Origin of the sequence: Sporosarcina sp. Marseille-Q4943 (genome assembly GCF_943736995.1) — a bacterium.
Classification (GTDB): Bacteria; Bacillota; Bacilli; order Bacillales_A; family Planococcaceae; genus Sporosarcina.
In genome coordinates, this window is sequence record NZ_OX031157.1 from 657,423 (window position 1) to 675,655 (window position 18,233).

The 18,233-nt window shown below is 43.0% G+C and carries 19 protein-coding genes; 5 read left to right on the top strand and 14 right to left on the bottom strand.

Features of this window, described 5'->3' with window-relative positions; genetic code table 11:
• Positions 1-15: 15 nt before the first annotated feature.
• From NIT04_RS12150 to NIT04_RS12190, 9 genes are all read right to left on the bottom strand, one after another.
• Positions 16-981: a zinc-binding alcohol dehydrogenase family protein gene (locus NIT04_RS12150; RefSeq protein ID WP_252503861.1), complete on the bottom strand. Its 966-nt coding sequence runs from the start codon at positions 979-981 to the stop codon at positions 16-18.
• Positions 982-1,079: 98 nt separating this feature from the next.
• On the bottom strand, positions 1,080-1,571 hold the full coding sequence (locus NIT04_RS12155; protein WP_252503862.1) for a GyrI-like domain-containing protein: 492 nt from the start codon (positions 1,569-1,571) through the stop codon (positions 1,080-1,082).
• Between the two features lie 19 nt (positions 1,572-1,590).
• The gene (locus NIT04_RS12160; protein WP_252503863.1) at positions 1,591-2,145 is read right to left on the bottom strand and encodes a GNAT family N-acetyltransferase; all 555 of its coding nucleotides are present in this window, start codon (positions 2,143-2,145) and stop codon (positions 1,591-1,593) included.
• Positions 2,146-2,208: 63 nt separating this feature from the next.
• A complete protein-coding gene (locus NIT04_RS12165) occupies positions 2,209-2,718 on the bottom strand; it encodes a GrpB family protein (protein ID WP_252503864.1) in 510 nt (169 codons plus the stop codon).
• A gap of 57 nt (positions 2,719-2,775) precedes the next feature.
• Positions 2,776-4,026 (bottom strand): serine hydrolase, encoded by a 1,251-nt coding sequence (locus NIT04_RS12170; RefSeq protein ID WP_252503865.1) that lies wholly within the window; start codon positions 4,024-4,026, stop codon positions 2,776-2,778.
• Positions 4,027-4,067: 41 nt separating this feature from the next.
• Positions 4,068-4,499 carry an NUDIX hydrolase gene (locus NIT04_RS12175; RefSeq protein ID WP_252503866.1) on the bottom strand — a complete coding sequence of 144 codons (432 nt, stop codon included), beginning with the start codon at positions 4,497-4,499 and terminating at the stop codon, positions 4,068-4,070.
• Positions 4,500-4,560: 61 nt separating this feature from the next.
• Positions 4,561-5,595 (bottom strand): serine hydrolase, encoded by a 1,035-nt coding sequence (locus tag NIT04_RS12180; protein WP_252503867.1) that lies wholly within the window; start codon positions 5,593-5,595, stop codon positions 4,561-4,563.
• Between the two features lie 147 nt (positions 5,596-5,742).
• Positions 5,743-7,119 (bottom strand): M17 family metallopeptidase, encoded by a 1,377-nt coding sequence (locus NIT04_RS12185; RefSeq protein WP_252503868.1) that lies wholly within the window; start codon positions 7,117-7,119, stop codon positions 5,743-5,745.
• 71 nt (positions 7,120-7,190) lie between these two features.
• Positions 7,191-7,346, bottom strand: coding sequence for a hypothetical protein (locus NIT04_RS12190; protein ID WP_201024404.1), 156 nt, complete (start codon positions 7,344-7,346; stop codon positions 7,191-7,193).
• Between the two features lie 177 nt (positions 7,347-7,523).
• On the opposite strand from NIT04_RS12190, the gene NIT04_RS12195 reads away from it, so the two are divergent.
• The 5 genes from NIT04_RS12195 (at position 7,524) to NIT04_RS12215 (ending at position 11,324) form a co-directional block, all read left to right on the top strand.
• A complete protein-coding gene (locus NIT04_RS12195; RefSeq protein ID WP_252503869.1) occupies positions 7,524-7,847 on the top strand; it encodes a PadR family transcriptional regulator in 324 nt (107 codons plus the stop codon).
• On the top strand, positions 7,840-8,871 hold the full coding sequence (locus NIT04_RS12200; protein ID WP_252503870.1) for a DUF4097 family beta strand repeat-containing protein: 1,032 nt from the start codon (positions 7,840-7,842) through the stop codon (positions 8,869-8,871). The genes NIT04_RS12195 and NIT04_RS12200 overlap by 8 nt, the downstream gene beginning before the upstream one ends.
• Before the next feature lie 226 nt (positions 8,872-9,097).
• The gene (locus NIT04_RS12205; protein WP_252503871.1) at positions 9,098-9,550 is read left to right on the top strand and encodes a YaiI/YqxD family protein; all 453 of its coding nucleotides are present in this window, start codon (positions 9,098-9,100) and stop codon (positions 9,548-9,550) included.
• A gap of 150 nt (positions 9,551-9,700) precedes the next feature.
• On the top strand, positions 9,701-10,780 hold the full coding sequence (locus NIT04_RS12210) for a type III polyketide synthase (RefSeq protein WP_252503872.1): 1,080 nt from the start codon (positions 9,701-9,703) through the stop codon (positions 10,778-10,780).
• A 10-nt stretch (positions 10,781-10,790) separates the two neighbouring features.
• On the top strand, positions 10,791-11,324 hold the full coding sequence (locus NIT04_RS12215; RefSeq protein ID WP_252503873.1) for an isoprenylcysteine carboxyl methyltransferase family protein: 534 nt from the start codon (positions 10,791-10,793) through the stop codon (positions 11,322-11,324).
• 39 nt (positions 11,325-11,363) lie between these two features.
• On the opposite strand, the gene nhaC is transcribed toward NIT04_RS12215, so the two are convergent.
• The 5 genes from nhaC to NIT04_RS12240 all read right to left on the bottom strand — a co-directional run bounded on the left by nhaC (position 11,364) and on the right by NIT04_RS12240 (position 18,148).
• Positions 11,364-12,743 (bottom strand): Na+/H+ antiporter NhaC, encoded by a 1,380-nt coding sequence (gene nhaC, locus NIT04_RS12220; protein ID WP_252503874.1) that lies wholly within the window; start codon positions 12,741-12,743, stop codon positions 11,364-11,366.
• A gap of 378 nt (positions 12,744-13,121) precedes the next feature.
• Positions 13,122-15,188, bottom strand: coding sequence for a catalase (locus NIT04_RS12225; RefSeq protein WP_252503875.1), 2,067 nt, complete (start codon positions 15,186-15,188; stop codon positions 13,122-13,124).
• A gap of 73 nt (positions 15,189-15,261) precedes the next feature.
• Positions 15,262-15,621, bottom strand: a complete 360-nt coding sequence (locus tag NIT04_RS12230) for a CrcB family protein (protein ID WP_252503876.1) — start codon at positions 15,619-15,621, stop codon at positions 15,262-15,264.
• Positions 15,618-15,995: a fluoride efflux transporter CrcB gene (crcB, locus tag NIT04_RS12235; RefSeq protein ID WP_252503877.1), complete on the bottom strand. Its 378-nt coding sequence runs from the start codon at positions 15,993-15,995 to the stop codon at positions 15,618-15,620. The genes NIT04_RS12230 and crcB overlap by 4 nt, the downstream gene beginning before the upstream one ends.
• Positions 15,992-18,148, bottom strand: coding sequence for an ATP-dependent helicase (locus NIT04_RS12240; protein ID WP_252503878.1), 2,157 nt, complete (start codon positions 18,146-18,148; stop codon positions 15,992-15,994). Before NIT04_RS12240 ends, crcB begins: the two co-directional genes overlap by 4 nt.
• Positions 18,149-18,233: the final 85 nt, after the last annotated feature.

An 18,233-nucleotide genomic window follows, 5' to 3' on the forward strand; every position in this document is an offset into this window, starting at 1 on the left:
TTAATCCCCCCTTTTTTATATTTTAATCAAGATTTTTCCTACATAGTTACGACTCTCCATTAATTTATGAGCTTCTGTGGCATCACTTAAATCGAAGACTTGAGCAATAGGAAGTGCAATTTTATTTTCAGAAAACAATTCCGTTACTTTGGCAGCGACCGGAGCCAATCGGCCTGGATTATGCTTTCGGGTTGTTCCTAAACTGAAACCTTTTACGCTCCTACAACTACTATGGACATCACTTGTTTTAAAAGTACCTGCTTTCCCACTACTATTCCCAAACTGGACCAATGTGCCATATAACGCTAAACAATCTAAACTCCTACTGGTGACTTCTCCAGCAACTGAGTCGAAGATAACATCAGCGCCTTGATTATTTGTTTGCTTCATGACTTCATCTACAAAACTGTCATAAGTGCAAACCATATCAGCGCCTAACTTCTTAACATAGTCTTCTTTAGCAGTATTCCCGACAGTTCCAATAATTTTTTCAACACCAGCTAATTTTGCTAATTGTACGAGCATTGAACCCACACCACCAGCCGCACTATGTATTACAATTGTATCCGTTTTATTCACTTGTCCGATCTCATGCAATAGTATATAAGACAAAATAGATACAGTTGGCATTGTGGCAGCCTTTTCAAAGGAAAGATTATCTGGAATCTTAAAAACTAGGTGTTCATTCGCTACTATATATTCCGCATATGAACCAGCTTTCGAAAAAGCTATGACACGGTCTCCCTTTGAAAATTTAGAATGCGTAGAAACTTCTTCAACAACCCCAGAAACATCCAATCCAATAATTAATGGGAAACTCCCTTCTCCTTTAGTTCCCATGCGTTGTTTAATATCAGCATAATTCACACTTGTATACTTGGTCTTTATTAATACTTCGTTCTCGCTTCTTTTCGGTATATCGATATCAGCATACGAAAGTACATTTGCATCACCAAATTCATTTTGGATTACAGCTTTCATCTACATTACTCCCTTTAAAGATAATTTGGCCCGTTTATTTAAAAAGGGGCATATCTTCTAATTCTATAATCGTTTCCCATTATTGAACAACTTACTAATTATTCCCTCTTACTAATAGGAATTAAGATATCAAAATGCGGATTGTTAAAATCGCGATCATGCGGATATCGTTCATGTTTTATCGGTAAAGCATCGTAATATTCCACATTAGGCTCCATAAATGGCTCATACTCACTTTCCTTCAACCATTGATAAACCTTGTCATAAGTCTGACCAATGTTTTGATCTTTTTTATGATGTACCATTAAGTAAGTCATTTCCGGTACATTTATTTCCACCATACCTTCAAGCAGCTGCTGTTCTCCGCTAACCTCATACACAGAATAATGTACAAACCCATCAGGACGAAGATGATAGGACAGTCCTAATTGCACTTTCGGATTGATTGCGTAATCTAACTCTCCTACTCTCCCACTCATGCTACTGATAAGTTTTTTCAAAGTGCTAACTTCTGTGTACGGTCCATCCCACATTAATCCGATTCCCCGATACGCAGGTATCTCTACTATTTCATAATGGAAGTTTTGCATTATAAATCCCCTTTGTAATTTACGTATTCTTATCTATGAAAAACTCATGTTCTAAGATGCTGTATAAAAGCGAATCACGCCAGCCGTCTTTTAGTAATAAATTCTCACGCATCCTACCTTCCTTAATCAGTCCCACCTTTTCTAAGACCCTTGATGAACCAATATTTCTCGGGTCACAAGTTGCAAAAATACGATGTAGTTTTAAATCATTGAAGCCATATGCAATTAACAGTTTCGCTAAATCTGTCGCATATCCCTTCCCCCAGTATTGGGGGTTCACTATGTATGCAATCTCACCGACTCTATTGCTAAAGTCTCGAATATTTATCTCTCCTGCACCAATCATTTCTCCGCTTTCCTTATCAATTACTGCAAACATGAATCGGCTCCTCGGTTCTTTTTTGGCGTCTTTGATAACCTGCTTCACAAAACCCTCAGACTCTTGCTCTGAGTTTGGTCCCCAAGGCTGATATTGACAAACCTTTTCTTGCGATGCATATTTGTGAACACCCTTCCAATCGTTTTCTTCCATTTCTCGAAGAATGACTCTTTCGCTTTTTAGGTTATTGATCATAATACGGTCCCCCATCGGTTTTTCAATTAGATTATTGTGGTTTATGTTACTTCCAGTGTTTGCTCACTGGTTTTCAAACCAATTCACCGCACGTTGTTCCAATTCCTTTACGAAAGGCTTTTTTTCTTTGCTGTATAAAACAGTATCATCATATCGTTGAGCTAACTCTTGTTTTATGTATGTATATCGTGCGACTTCGTCAGGATGAGCTCTCAAATAATCTCGCAATACCAGATGGCGATGAATATGAGAGTTGTCATGCTGATAAACATGAATGTGATGGGTTCTATTTTCCCCACCTTTGCGAAACAACCGTCGGCCTTCAATTCCCCATTCACCAGCAACATCGTATCCCAACGAATCCATTTGCTCATTAAAGGAATCGATTTTCTTGATGTCTTTCACGAGACACATCATATCAATGACAGGCTTTGCCTTCATCCCTGGAACAGCGGTACTCCCAAAATGTTCAACTTTGATGATTTCCTCCCCGAATATGCCTCTTAAAAATAGAGCCTCATCATTGAACATTTGAACCCATTTTTCATTGTACGCAGACAACCTAATTTTCAATTAAATCCCCCCTTGCCATATAACAATTTCTCTTTCCCTATTGATGATAATCCTATTTTACAGGGTTTCCTTTATATATCCGAAAAACGACATCTCGCCTTTATCGTTCTCAACAATATTGTATAGATAGATTTGATCTGAATATCTTCTAGCAAATTCCCCTTCACCTACTGGGTAGATTTCAATATGAAGATTGCCAGAGAATCTCGTAAAGTATAATTTGCCATTAAGGAATTCCACTTCAATCTTATCTTTCAAGTATGTGCCGCAATACTTTTTAAGTTGACTTTCATTGATTGGAATCTCTGGATATTTAGTCGGTGCAGCTACATCAACATGATGTAGAATATCTGAAATTGCATTTCCCAGTCTGTACTGATTTATCGCCTCATTATTAGAAAGGATGATGATACAAATATCTTCATCGAAAAAACTCTGCATATAAGTACAAATCCCAAGGTGATCCCCTCCATGGGAATACTTGTCTGTACCGTAAATATGATGATGCTCAAGTCCATAGCAGTAATTATTTTGGTTCACGATAAAAAACCTGGTATACACTTTCTCAGAAAGTAGTTTCCGATCTCGTAAACAGGTATACCATTTGAACAAATCCTCACAGCTTGAAATAATAGCACCTGCACCGATGCTAAATTTCTCATTAAAATACGGACATTTAATTGTTGCGTCAAAATCTTTTACGTAATTACATGATCTGTTTTTAATCGGTTTACAACCATCATCCACTTCGCTGGTCATCATATGTAAAGGCTGGAATATGTGGTTTCTTAGAAAATCATCGTATGTCTCTCCTGAAACATTTTCAATGATCCACGCAAGCAAATTATAGTTCGAGTTATTGTAATCAAATACTGTTCCCGCTTGCTTTGTAGGTTTTTTCTTAATATACTTCTTGAAAAAATAGTTTCGTGAATAATCCATTCTGTTGTAGCCAGCAAAAAAATCATCTACAAAGTTGGTGAAATTATATAAACCTGAGGTGTGGGATAATAAATGATGGACAGTAATTGACTCATCAATCTTCATACCGGCAGGAAGGTATAATTGTGCAGATTTATCGATATCCAACATTTTCTTATCATAGAGAAGCATAATCGCAAAGGCTGTAAACTGTTTTGACATAGAAGCAATAGAAAAGCGCGAGTTTATGTCATTTTTTATTCCAAACTCGATACTTGCATAACCGCATGCACGTTCAAAAAGCACTTCCCCTTTTTCGATCACTTGAACAACTCCAAAAAAGTCCCACAACTTTAGATATTCGTTGATATATTCTTCTAATTTCAATCGTAGTGCCTGCATCAGTTCACACTTCCTTGCCATATAAACTAAAATTCCACATAAAAAGGTTGAAGACTGTCATCAAGACAGTACTCTATTCTTTGCCTGAAGTTCCCCAGGGTTATCATCTCCAAAGCTAATTCGATAGGAAAGAATCCAACTTCTAAACTCTCTGGCGAAGTTGTTAATTTACCTCCTATTGGCTTAGCCAAAAATAGGGTATTACAAATTGATTTATTTACATTTTGAAATATCCCACAGAATTTAAGAATCTCAACATCAATACCTGATTCCTCTTTCGTTTCCCTAATTGCTGTATCTTTTAAAGACTCGCCTTCCTCAACGATTCCGCCTGGCATTTCCCACCCTCTCATCGGTCCTTTAATTAATAAAATTTCATTTTGATCATTGAGTACAATCGTTGCAGCTGAAACAAAATGTTTAGGTGGTGTATGAACAGGTGTTGTATTTTGTCCCAAAGACATTGCCCCCTCTTTCATTTCAATTCAATTTCTAATCTTGAATTTCGAATGCGATTCATTATTTACTTGAGATTGCCAGCCGCATCGCCAACCGTATGGGAAGTGCAGGATTCGCCATTTGATTTACATCTCCTACAAAAAACAGATCCTCTTGAGGAAAATAAAAAGCAAATGAACCTGTTGAGCCCGAATGTCCAACTAACTCTCCTTTTCCCATAAAAAGTGTAGGGATTCCATTTAACGGTATTCGCATGTAGCCACCGCCATATTGAATTGGGTACATGGTAGCTTGTAACTTGTTATACTTTTCCAACTGATAAAAAACATCTTTGTTAAACAGACTCCCTCCAAAGAACGCTTTACTAAATATCATCAATTCACGAGCTGTGCTAATACCGCCACCACTAGCACGACAGCAACTGATGTACTTTGGACGGGAAATAGCGGTCTCTTCATAATAAATAGTTGGAGTGAAGTCATGCTCATCTCTAGGTAAATAGGTTTTCACGAGATCCAATGGTTCAAAGATCAAAGACTTATAAACATCTTCCAATGAGGAGTTGGTAATGGTTTCAATTATCTTTCCGAGGAGATCAAAGTTGATGTCTGCATAATGAGCCCTATTCAAGTTGTTAGGTGCAAAATGCGGTTTCAATTGTTTGGTAAGCGTTATCTTTTCATCGAATGTAATGTGCATATCTTCACGGAGAACACGTTTTTTAATGCTGTTTTTACTTTCTTCGTAGGCATCCGGTAGTCCGCTTGTTTGAAATAATAAACTAGCGATTGTCAATTTCGAAGTAGACTCTTGCCCCTTAAACATATGAAGTCTGCTGAGTATGCTGCTATCGAAGTATTTTGTTACCTTATCATCGAGCGACAACTTCCCTTGTTCACGCAAAATCAAAATACAAGCAGTTGTAAACAATTTAGTGATGCTTGCCATTAGTAACGGGGCGTCTATATTCTTGCCCCCATACTCATTTTTATATGAAAAATCTCCACTCATGTTTTCAATAAATAAAACGGACTCATGAATATGTTTTGATTTTATCAATCGGTTAACTATTTTCTCGTATTTAACGGTCTCCATTTGTTTTCAGCTATCCCCCTCACACAAAAGACAAATATTCCCTTATACACTATTCATATTACACTATATTCCCAATATAGAGAATACAATGCATAATAAAAGAGGATCGTATGCTCAAATTGAACATACTATCCTCTTCGTTCTTTTTCATTTCGAAATTTCAACAGTGTAGTCAGCCAATAATCTTGCACCGTAGCCTGTTGCTGATTTTGCGTAATAGCCAGATGCGCTTGACTTGCTCATCATGCCCGCCATGTCGACATGCAGCCATTTGCTGTTTTCCGGTACGAAGCGGCGTAGGAAAAGACCTGCCGTGATCGAGCCCGCAAAGTTCAAGGAACTGATATTGTTCATATCCGCGTAATCACTTGCCAATGACTTGTCGTATGCTTCAACTAACGGCATCGGCCAGACGAAATCGCCGTTTTGGTCGCCCAATTTTTTCATGACGAGAGACAATTCTTCATCACCGAATACGCCGCCAATTTCCGAGCCAAGTGCATTGACGATGGCGCCTGTCAACGTAGCGATGTCAACGATATATTCAGCATTCAATTCACCCGCACGGATAAGGGCATCCGCCAAAATGAGACGGCCTTCCGCGTCTGTATTGCCCACTTGAACGGTTTTTCCGTTTTTATAACGGATCACTTCGCCAGGGAATACGGAATTTGCATCCGGTGTGTTCTCTACCATCGGAATTAGAGCGACGACATTCACGTTCGCCTCTGAATCAACAAGTAGCTGCATTGCTCCTGCAACTGCCGCAGAACCACCCATGTCCATACGCATATCGCTTAAATCTTTACCGCTCTTCAAGCTGATACCACCTGTATCGAATGTCACGCCTTTACCGACAAGCGCCACTAGCGGTTTTGAAGCATCCCCTTCATAATGAAGCTCTACGAATGATGGATTGTATTTACTGCCACGGCAAACAGTCAGTACACCGTTCATTTCCATCTCTTCAAGCTGCTCTTTGCCGTGAACGATTACTTCAACGCCTTTCCCTTCGAACTTCTCCTTCAAGACTTCCGGATATGTTTCAGGATTCAGAACGTCAGACACTTCGTTCATCAAGTCACGTGAAAAAGCAGTTGCCGCTGCACGAATTTGTCCTGTTTGAACAGCTGCTTGCATATCGCTTTCATCGACGTGCAATTCCGTTTTGAATTGCTCCGCCTCAGATTTGTAAGTTAGAAATTGATAAGAACCGAGATCCCAGCCTTCCGCGAAAGCCGTGTAAACATCCTCTTTGTCGAGGCCCGCAAACACATTTCCTAAAACGTCTTCTTGTACAGTCGCTTTGTCTATTTTTTGCGACGCCAAATCACGTGCAATATTCCCTGCTATTGAACGGACCTTTTCCAAATTCGTCTTTTCCGCTTCCTTGATTGCGACATAATGCGTGTCTTCAATCAAGACCGAACAATGGCCAGTCTTCTGCTGCGCAACGTAACTTTTCCGTGTATCATTACCGCTAATCAATTCATCGTTTGCAAATATGATCTTTACTTCTGACATTTCTCTTCCCCCTAAATCTATTTATTTCGAGTACAGAAATAGTTTACCATATGTCAGCTTTTTTAAAAGAATTATCTTTTATCGGCAATGACAAGGCAGAACGTAGCAAAAGGACCTAATAACAGCGATAGCAAAAACCAATTCAGCCCGCTTCTATTTTTCCCTTGTGCAATCCCGGCGTTGATTAAAGCAAGTGTCCCCCACCCTACGAAATAGCTTCCTTCCATACCATTTCCTCCTTCTAGATGTCATACTTTCTATACGTCTAATCGATGGAAAAGTTTCGGATAAAAGGTTCATCCAGTACCTTGCATTGAACAATACCGTGTGCTATATTGTACCCAACCAGTATGTTTTATAAATCAGTAGTGTTCATTGAATGGTACCGGAAAGGAGTATGAAGCATGAATATTCAATTCAAAAAAGGCGTCTTAAACCTTTGCGTCCTCGTCCTTTTGGATAAACAGGATCGATACGGCTATGAGCTCGTCCAGAAGATTTCCGACCAGATTTCCATTTCCGAAGGCTCTGTCTATCCGTTGCTGCGCCGTCTGACGAAAGAAGGTTATTTTACGACATATCTTCAGGAATCAACAGAAGGCCCTCCCCGCAAGTACTACAAATTGACGGATGCCGGGCGGGACTACTTGCATGAGCAGTTGGATGAGTGGCGCAGTTTTACTAATGGAGTCAATACATTGATCGAGGAGGGCATTCGCCATGACTGAAAACCAATTTATCAATGAGCTCGAACACGCTTTGAAACGTTTGCCTGCAGATGAAAGAAACGACATTCTCCAAGATATCCGCGAATACTTTTTGAATGGTCGCGATGATGGAAAAGAGGATGAGGAAATCGCAGCATCCCTTGGCTCACCTGCAATTATTGCAGCTGAACTATTGGAAGCTTACCCGTTCAAGGAAACAGCTGACATGAATGTGAGTCCGACAAGTGAAGTGATCACGATCCAGGATGACAGTTTTACAAAAGTGGATATCGAAGTTCAGCACGGCTCCCTTGCCGTCTTACCTTCCGAAACCGATGAATCGAGAATCGAACTTACCGGGGCAAAAGAGAAACTGGAACTTACCGCGGAGATTATAGGAGATACGCTCCGGATCAAATTAAAAAGCAAAACGCATTGGTTATTCTTGTTCAATTTCAATACGAAGGGTGTGGCATTGAACGTGTTCATTCCAAAGAAATTGTACCAATCCATTTCCATGAAATCGGATAATGGCAGAATCAACGCTGAAAAATTGATTGGGAAACAGATCGAGTGCCGCACAGATAACGGTCGCATTGAACTTACCGAGCTTGCAGCGACTTCACTCGATGCGGAGACGGATAACGGCCGAATTGAAATTTCGAAAGTGCAGACAGACCGACTGAAGGCAAAAACGGATAATGGCCGGGTGACGATGAGACATATCGAAGCCGATTCGATTTTTGCTGAATCGGATAATGGACGCATCGAGTTCGACCAAGTCGACGGGGAGCTTACTGCAATCACAGACAATGGCCGGATTGTCCTCGCTGGCGAACATTTAGATCGCAATATCGACTTCCAGACGGATAATGGAAGCATCGAAATTACAACGACGCGCAAGGCGACCAATGCGACAATTCTTGCCAAAACAGGACACGGACGTATCGATATTTATGGCGATCGCAATTCACGCAGCCGCTTCGGAGCGGAATTGCACCAGATTCAATTGAAATCGGATAACGGAAGGATAACTGTTAGATAATTCTATAGTCAACTTTCGGTAGTAAATGAACGGATCCAATAGATAACTCCAGCTATTCAATAGATAACTTTCCATATACAATCGATAACTAAAAGAGGGCGAATCCTGCCCTCTTTTATATTTGAATGAAATTAAAACGATTGAATATGATATAGTGAGGCATCGAACCTTGTATATACGATTATTAACAATCGCTTTCATACTCCAATTGAAAAGAGGTCTTGCCATGGTTATGATTTTTGTTGATGCGGATGGCTGTCCAGTCGTAAATGAAACGATTTCCATTGCAAAGAAATTCAATTTACCTTGCACGCTCATTTGTGACACAGCCCATGAAATGCATCGTGAAGGGGCAGAGACGATCATCGTTTCGAAGGGTGCAGATGCTGTCGATTTTGTCCTTGTCAATAAAGTTCAAAAAGGTGATATTGTCGTTACGCAGGACTATGGATTAGCGGCCATGGTGTTAGCGAAGCAAGGACACCCGATTGATCAGAACGGCAGACTGTATACAAACGAAAATATCGACCAACTATTATTCGCTAGACATGCCGCACAGAAAATCAGAATGGCGGGAGGACGTCTTCGCGGCCCTAAAAAACGATCGAAAGAGAGCAATGAAAAATTCAAGGAAAACTTCCGCAACTTGTGTAAACTGATACTTACTCCACCTGATTGAAGCCCGCTCTTTTGCCGGGCTTTCATATTCGTTTCCCCCAGTACATAAACTGCAGTAACCAAACTCCTACATAGAGTGTTTTTCCAGATTATAATGTTTAGTAACTGTCTTCTAAGGTTAGAGAGTGATAAAGATATCGGAGGTCTATCCATGCCAAAAATTCTTTCTGTCAGCACTGTCCTGCCTCCCCATGAAGTGAAGCAGGCGGAAGCTGTTGAACTGACCCGCTCCCTTTTCAGCCGGAAATTCAAAGATATTGAACGGCTATTGAAAGTCTTTCAAAACGGCGATATCGAGAAGAGGGATGTTTGCATGCCACTTGAGTGGTATGGGCAAGCTCATGATTTTGAAGAGCGGAATGATTTATACATCAAACATGCCGTTGATTTTGGTGTGAAAGCTGTACAAGCGTGCCTGTTGCAATCGACTACATTGACTGAAGCAGTCGCCCCTTCGGAGATCGACGCGATTTTCTTCATTTCAAGTTCAGGCATTGCGACGCCGAGCATTGAAGCCCGCATCATGAACAGGCTCCCTTTCCGAGATGATGTGAAGCGGATTCCGATTTGGGGATTAGGTTGTGCGGGAGGGGCTGCGGGTGTGAGCCGGGCATTCGAATATTGCAAAGCCTTTCCGAAAGCGAACGTATTGGTGCTCTCCATCGAGCTCTGCAGTTTGACGTTCCAAAAAGACGATTATTCGAAGAGCAATCTTGTTGGAGTGTCCTTGTTCTCCGACGGTGTCGCCTGTGCGCTAATTTCGGGGGATCAATCCGAAATCGCTGTTGACATTCCGGTCCCCTCAATCATTGGCACGACTTCAAAATGGATGCCCGATTCGGAGGACGTCATGGGATGGGATATTAAAAACAATGGGTTGTATGTCATTTTCTCGAAAAGCATTCCGTCCATCATCACGAACTGGCTAGGTCCGTTTGTGCACGAATTCCTTGATTCTTATCATTTGGACAAAGACGATATCACTCATTTTGTTGCACATCCTGGCGGTAAAAAAGTATTGACGGCGTATGAGGATTCATTAGGATTTGACAGTTCAAAAACTGACATTTCGCGGGATGTGTTGCGGAATCACGGCAATATGTCCTCCCCGACGGTCCTTTACGTACTGAAGCGATTTATGGAATCCGAACCTGCGGTAGGCGATTATGGATTGATGGCCGCGCTTGGCCCGGGATTTTGCGGTGAATTGCTTTTGTTGAAGTGGGATTGAGGTGTTATGAATGATTATCGGTATCGTCCTTTCCATCATCATTTTGCAGCGGATCATTGAACTGGTCATCGCTAAACGGAACGAAAAATGGATGAAAAGCCAAGGCGCCTTTGAAGCGGGCGCATCTCATTATCCATATATGGTCGCGATGCACGTATTCTTTTTTATCGCTCTCATTACGGAAGTATTATTCTTCCAACGCCAACTTTCCGCAATTTGGCCGATTTGGTTGGCAATATTTTTGGCGGCGCAACTACTGAGAATTTGGTGCCTCACTTCATTAGGGAAGTTTTGGAACACAAAAATCATCGTCCTTCCGAATGCGCAGGTTGTTCGAAAAGGACCTTACAAATGGTTACGGCATCCGAATTACATGATTGTCGCTACCGAGCTGCTCGTCTTGCCGTTGTTATTCAATGCCTTTATTACCGCGGTCGTCTTTTCACTCCTCAATATTTGGATGATGTCGGTGCGGATTCCGGCGGAGGAACAGGCACTTCGGAAAGCAACGAATTATACGGAAGAATTTCAGTTGAATAAATGACAAAACACCGAGGGGCAGTTTCCTCGGTGTTTCGTTTTATTAAGAAATACGTGTCAATGTTTTCCCCATATACCCGAACAAAATCGTCAATATCGGCGATAACAGGCAAAAGAATGCGAAAGGCAAATAGTCGATCGTCGAAACGCCTAACACTTTCGTAATGAAAATGCCGCATACGCTCCATGGAACGAGCGGATTTACTACCGTCCCCGCATCTTCCATAACCCGGCTCAAGTTTTTATTCGCAAGGCCGACTTTCTCGTATTGTGTTTGGAACGCCTGCCCTGTCAATAAAATCGACAAGTATTGTTCGCCGATCAATACGTTGATGCCGATTGCTGTCATAGCGGAAGCCATAATGACGGAAGACACTTTCTTCAACAACATTTCAATCTGTGCCAACAAACTTTGGACAATTCCTAACGTGAACAACAACCCACCCATGCTGAGCGCCAATAACACTAGAGCAACTGTAAACATCATGCTTTCCATGCCGCCACGCGTCAGTAAAGCGTCAACGGCCTCTACGCCCGTCGCGGAGACGTAACCGCTAAATAATATTGCGAGCACTTTCGAAAATCCAATGCTTTGATGGAGAAATGAAAGTAGGACTGCGACAGCCGAACTGATTGCCAACGTAAGAAAAGCGGGGACTCTTGCAATCGTCAATACAAATAGAGCGACGAGCGGAAGGACCGTATACCAATGAATCATCCCTGTATCCAGCAATGTCTCTTGAAACATCGAAATCTTATCGAACTCCCCTGTCGTCACGTCCGGCGATATAACACCGAAGACAATCAATGATATGATGAATGCCGGCATTGTCGTCCATCCCATATTGCGGATATGCTCAAAAAGATCAACTCCTACGATCGAGGACGCAAGGTTCGTCGTATCTGATAACGGCGACATTTTATCGCCAAAGAACGCACCTGAAACGATAGCACCCGCCGCAATCGGCAACGAAAGTTCGAGGACACTTGCCATCCCGATGAATGCCACGCCGACAGTCGCCACCGTTGTCAGGGAGCTTCCGATCGAGACGCCGACGATAGCCGTGACGACGAAAACAATCGCAAAAAAGAATGTAGGTGTAATTAAGTGAAATCCTGCGTAAATTAACGTAGGAATCGTTCCGCTCATCATCCAGCTGCTAATAAGAATGCCGATGAAGAAAAAGAGGAAAACCGCCCCCATGCCGGCCCCGGCACCTTCCACCAATCCTTTTTCAAGCTTTTTGAAAGGAATCCTTTTCAGCAGGCCGTATCCGATCAACAATAATATTGATAATAGAATCGGTAAATGAGGGACGGATTCGAATTTTATAATACTAACACTGATCATCGCCACGATGCCGAAAACGAGTAAGGCCGATTCCCAAAACGCGGGCGAATGGATCGCTTTTATTTGAAACATAATGCACTCCTCCTAGTATTTATCATGAACACAAAAAACTCCTTCCATCCCTTAGATAAGGGACGAAGGAGCTCTCCGCGATACCACCCTGATTGACGACAGGCAAGCCTGCAGTCCACTTCATTTCAATTGGAGAACAACTGTCGGTGTACTTCATGCCTGCTGCTGCCTGAATTTGCACTATCCATTCAGTCTCTTTTTGCTGCCCACAACAGGATTACTATGTCGACTCTCCGTAACGTATTCGTTTCAAATGTGATTATGTTTGTATATTACCAGCCTTGCGGGATAAGTCAACAGTCCATCGGTCCGATTTTAAAAATCAAATAAAAAAGTCGCCGTACCCGTAGCGTAAACGGGTATGGCAACTTACGTATCCTATTCTTCCCAGCCGTAAACTTTTCGGTTCCAATGGCGATGTGCAGCTACAGCATTGATAAAGTTGTCGGCAAATGCACCGTCATTCTCGTTCATAATGATGCCCGGCCCTGCATCAGCGTCAGACGCTTCGAAAAACACTTTTCCAGTGGATGCGATGCCGATCGTCTTGTAATGCTTATATGCCTCATTAATGAAATCGACAATATCCATTGTGAATTTCTTCATATTGTCTGCTTCGCCACCAACTACATAGATGGCATCGTATAACGTTGGATGGACAGTTAAGAAGGTTTCATCAATCTCAACAGCCAAATCATTTTCACCGTATCGGACACCGAATTTTTCTCCGACGAGGTCGACATTCATTCCCGCCTTCAAGCACGATGAGACGAGCGATTCGACTTCATCCCCAACGAATCCGCTACCGATTAGGATTGCGACTTTGCGGGTGTCTGGCAGCATTGTTGTCGTCATTTGACTCAAGGCAGGAGATGATTTCGTGACAGGTGATTCTTTAGCTTCTGTCGGGAATTGTGCACCAACGGCTTCCGCGACTGCCGTTGCCAATCCGACATCCACATTTGCAAACATATCTACGACTTGCTGTCTAACGCTCATGCTCTTCACCTTGCCGACTTCGAAACTGAAGGCATCAACGATATGCTTCTTCTCGGTAAGTGACATACTGTTCCAGAAAAGCTTCGCCTGTGAAAAATGGTCCGCGAATGATTCACTGCGCGCTTGGATTTTTCGGCCTTCAACTTTTTCTTGATAGTGGGCGTAACCGCCTTCCTCCTCGGTTGAAACGGAAGGGGTATTATCCGCCAATGAATTTTTGTGGTAGCTCACTTGGCCGACATTGATCGTCTGCCTGCCGTACCCATCACGCTGGTTATTATGGAATGGACATACCGGACGATTGATCGGGAGTTCGTGGAAATTTGGTCCTCCCAATCTGATCAGCTGTGTATCCGTATACGAAAATAATCGCCCTTGCAATAATGGGTCGTTCGTGAAGTCGATGCCCGGAACGACATTCCCAGGATGAAACGCGACTTGCTCGGTTTCCGCGAACACATTATCCACATTTCGGTTCAATGTCATCTTACCGATGATTTTGACGGGCACTTGCTCTTCTGGCCATATCTTCGTCGGATCTAAAATATCGAAGTCGAACATGAATTCATCTTTCTCTTCGATAAGCTGAACGCCCAATTCAAACTCGACGAAATCTCCTCTTTCAATCGCTTCCCATAAGTCTCTCCGATGGAAGTCGGGATCTTTACCGTTGATCTTTTGGGCTTCATCCCAAACTAATGAATGCACACCGAGTTTCGGCTTCCAGTGGAACTTCACGAAATGCGCAATTCCCTCTTCATTGACGAAACGGAACGTATGCACTCCGAATCCTTCCATCATCCTGAAGCTTCTCGGAATCGTTCGGTCGGACATATGCCACATGATCATATGTGCCGATTCCTGATTGTTTGCAACGAAATCCCAAAATGTGTCGTGCGCGGAAGCGGCTTGCGGCATTTCATTATGCGGCTCAGGTTTGACAGCGTGAATTAGATCTGGGAACTTAATGGCGTCCTGGATGAAAAACACGGGGATGTTATTTCCGACGAGGTCATAATTCCCTTCTTCCGTATAAAACTTTACGGCGAATCCACGGACGTCCCGTACCGTCTCGCCGGATCCGCGGCTTCCTGCAACAGTCGAAAACCGTGTGAAAACGGGAGTCTTCGAACCTGGTTCCTGCAAGAAGGCGGCTTTCGTATATTTTTTCATCGACTCATACAATTCGAATTCCCCATGAGCTGCAAATCCTCTCGCATGGACGACCCGCTCGGGAATCCGTTCATGGTCGAAATGAGTCATCTTCTCACGGAAATGGAAGTCTTCCATAAGGGTCGGTCCCCGGTATCCGGCTTTTAATGAATGCTCATCCTCCGAGATTTTCAACCCTTGATTTGTCGTCATTCTCTTCCCTTTGTCGAGTGATCGATAATGTTCCAATTGTTTATCCTTGCTGTTAGCATCTACGGAATGGTTTCTATCCATTTCATTTCCTCCATTCGGTTTCAGTAGTCTCCTACTCTATTCCCGTCAAGAGATTCTCCAAACAAACAGCAAATTAGCAAAATTGGCCGATGACAAATCCTACATAAGCTAGAAGGGCTCCGAACCCGAATGTCCAAATACTATAAAGAATCGTTTCCTTTCTTTGACCGCTCCTCCATAACTGAATCAATTCTTTCATTAGCGTTGAGAAAGTCGTAAGGGCGCCAACCAAGCCGGACACTAGAAAGACAGTCCACAGCTTCGGCAAATCAAAGCCGAATAGGAGACCGATTAGCATAGAACCTGTCAAATTGACGGCCAATGTCCCCCTCGGCGTCCCTTCCTCTTTATTCATCCGTGCGGAAATATAAAATCTCAGGAGTGCTCCGATAAACCCTCCTGCACCGATGACAATCGCTTCGACAACTGTCATACACTCACCATCCTGTTGCCTATCCGAAAGCCGTATAGACCTACGGCAAGCCCCCCTACAACACTAACGATAAAATACAAAGCAGCATGCATGACTTGACCATTTTGAATAAGGCTCACCGTTTCCATACTGAACGCGGAAAATGTTGTAAAGGAACCTAAAAACCCTGTCGTTATAGCGGTTTGAAGCTGCTGATCAGCCGTTACCCGTTGAATGACGCCTGCACTTAGAAGACAAAGGATGAATGTCCCGAGCAAGTTGGCAGTCAGTGTTGCCAAAGGAAAATCCGATGACCCGGTAAAAAACCTTCCGATCCCTACACGGCAAATCGCTCCTACAGCTCCGGCAATTCCGACAAGAAGGGCTTGTTTCACAGCTCCACCTCTTTCAATAGACGGCGAGATAAAATCGTTTCTAGCAGTAGCTGCTTTTCAGTCTCACCGAATTGGATCCGTATATTCTCTTCACCGATAGCGTTAATGATCCCTCTTCCAAATACTCGGTGCAAGACGTGCATGCCGACGGATAACTCTGTTCGATCGGCGATGCCGTCCGGGTCCGGCAACGTAGACAAGTCGGCCTTCTTCAATTTCTCGTTACTCTTCTCCTCCGGCTTCATCAATATCCCTCGCACTTCATTCAGAAATCTCGAATCCTCTTTCGTCTTCCCATTCGCCTCCCGGTAAGAGAGCAATTCCAATCGTTCTTTTGCCCGAGTCATCCCGACGTAAAACAGCCGCCTTGCCTCTTCCAGCAACATCGGATCCGTTTCGTCCTCTTCGGATGGAATAACCCCTTTCAGTAAGTCAATCATGAATACACGCCTGAATTCCAACCCTTTTGAGCTATGGAAAGTCGATAATGTCAATGCATTTGCAGGCGGATTGAATTTCGCCTGCTGAACGGCTTGTTCCAGTTCTTTTAAGCGATTCGCAAAATCGACCATTGTCCGTACTTGTGAAGCGATTCCTTCGAGCGTATCCAAAATACCGAGAAGATGATCGATCCGATAGCCGAATTTTGCCGCCCGACTTTTCAACGCTTCCTCATATTCAAGCTCATAGCGAATGATCCGAATGATTTGGGCTGGCCGCATATCCGGAATTCTTTTGTAGACGTCGATGAAAGTATCCAATTTTTCAATTTGGCTGCCCTTCAATTGAACAGATTGGATGAACGCCTCAAAAACATTTCCGGAAGTCGTTTTATTCATGAACTTGGACAGCATATCCCTTGAAATGAACAAGTTCATTTTCATGGCGATTTTCGCGAAAACATCTTTTCGCTCAAGATTGAAGCTAAGTCGCATGAAGTTCAAAACGTCTTCAACGACCCAATGAGAGAAGAATTTGTCATCCGCGTCTTTCATATAGAAAGGGATTCCCCTTCGATGGAGTTCGTTGACATAGAGTGTGGAAGAAGCGTTATTTCTGAATAAAACAGCGACTTCATCCAAGTTTTGCTCATCCAATAATTCATACGTGACATATTCCAATAGCCGTTTCGGATCTTCGAATTGTTTCATGACAATCGGTCCTGCTTCGGTATTGTCTGTCCGCATTTCTTTCCTATATCTGTGCTTATTACGAGTAATGAACGTAGCTGCGGTTTCCACTATTTCCTTAGATGAACGGTAATTCTGCTCCATCCTGAGCAAATTCGCATCCGGGTATACTTGCTTGAAGTTCAGCAAATAGGTGGGATCTGCTCCGCGCCACGTATAGATCGATTGATCGTCATCCGCCACGACACATAGATTGCCGTGGTGCGCAACGAGGTGCTCGACAATCCGGTGCTGAACGAGAGAAGTGTCCTGGCTTTCGTCTGTCAAAATGTAGTCATACCGGCTGCGGAACTGCTCGGCAAGTTGTTCATCCTGACGTAACGCCTGTTCCGCGATGGATAACATATCATCAAAGTCGAGGAGAAGATGCCCTTTCGTTTTCGATTTGAATTGTTCATAACTAAGTGCAATGGAGCCAGCTTTGTCAAAAGGTCCGGGAACTTGCTCCCACTCTTTGAAAGGGATCATCCTGTTCTTCAAATAACTGATGAATGTCGATAATGAGGTCAATTCATCTTCAGTACCATCGTCCCGAAGCACTTCTTTATATAGGCGTTTCAGTAAAGTGGTTTTCGTGAGAGGCTGTTTCTGACTCCCTCTCCCACCGCCTTCGATCAATTCGAATGTGACACCCGTCTTTTGCAAGTACGTACGTGTGATTGTAAATGCGAGGCTATGGATGGTCGAGAAATCAACTGGAGGATGCTGCGGAAAAAATCGCTTGAACCGGTCTGCCATATCGAGTGCTGATGCCCGGCTGAACGTTATGGCTTTGATGCGTTTTGGATTTACATTCTTCTCCTCGATCAAATAGCCGATCCGCATAATCATCGTTGTCGTCTTCCCCGATCCGGGACATGCTAATAAGAGCAATGGACCTTCCGAATGCAAAACGGCATGTTGTTGGACGTTGTTCAATTTTATATGTAGTTCGTTCTTTTTCCTTGTGAAAAAATCAGTCATTGCTAGGTGCTCCTTCTTCTAACGATGTTCTTAATTTACCATACGAACGCACATTTTGTAGAGTTTACGTCCGTGAAAAAGAAAC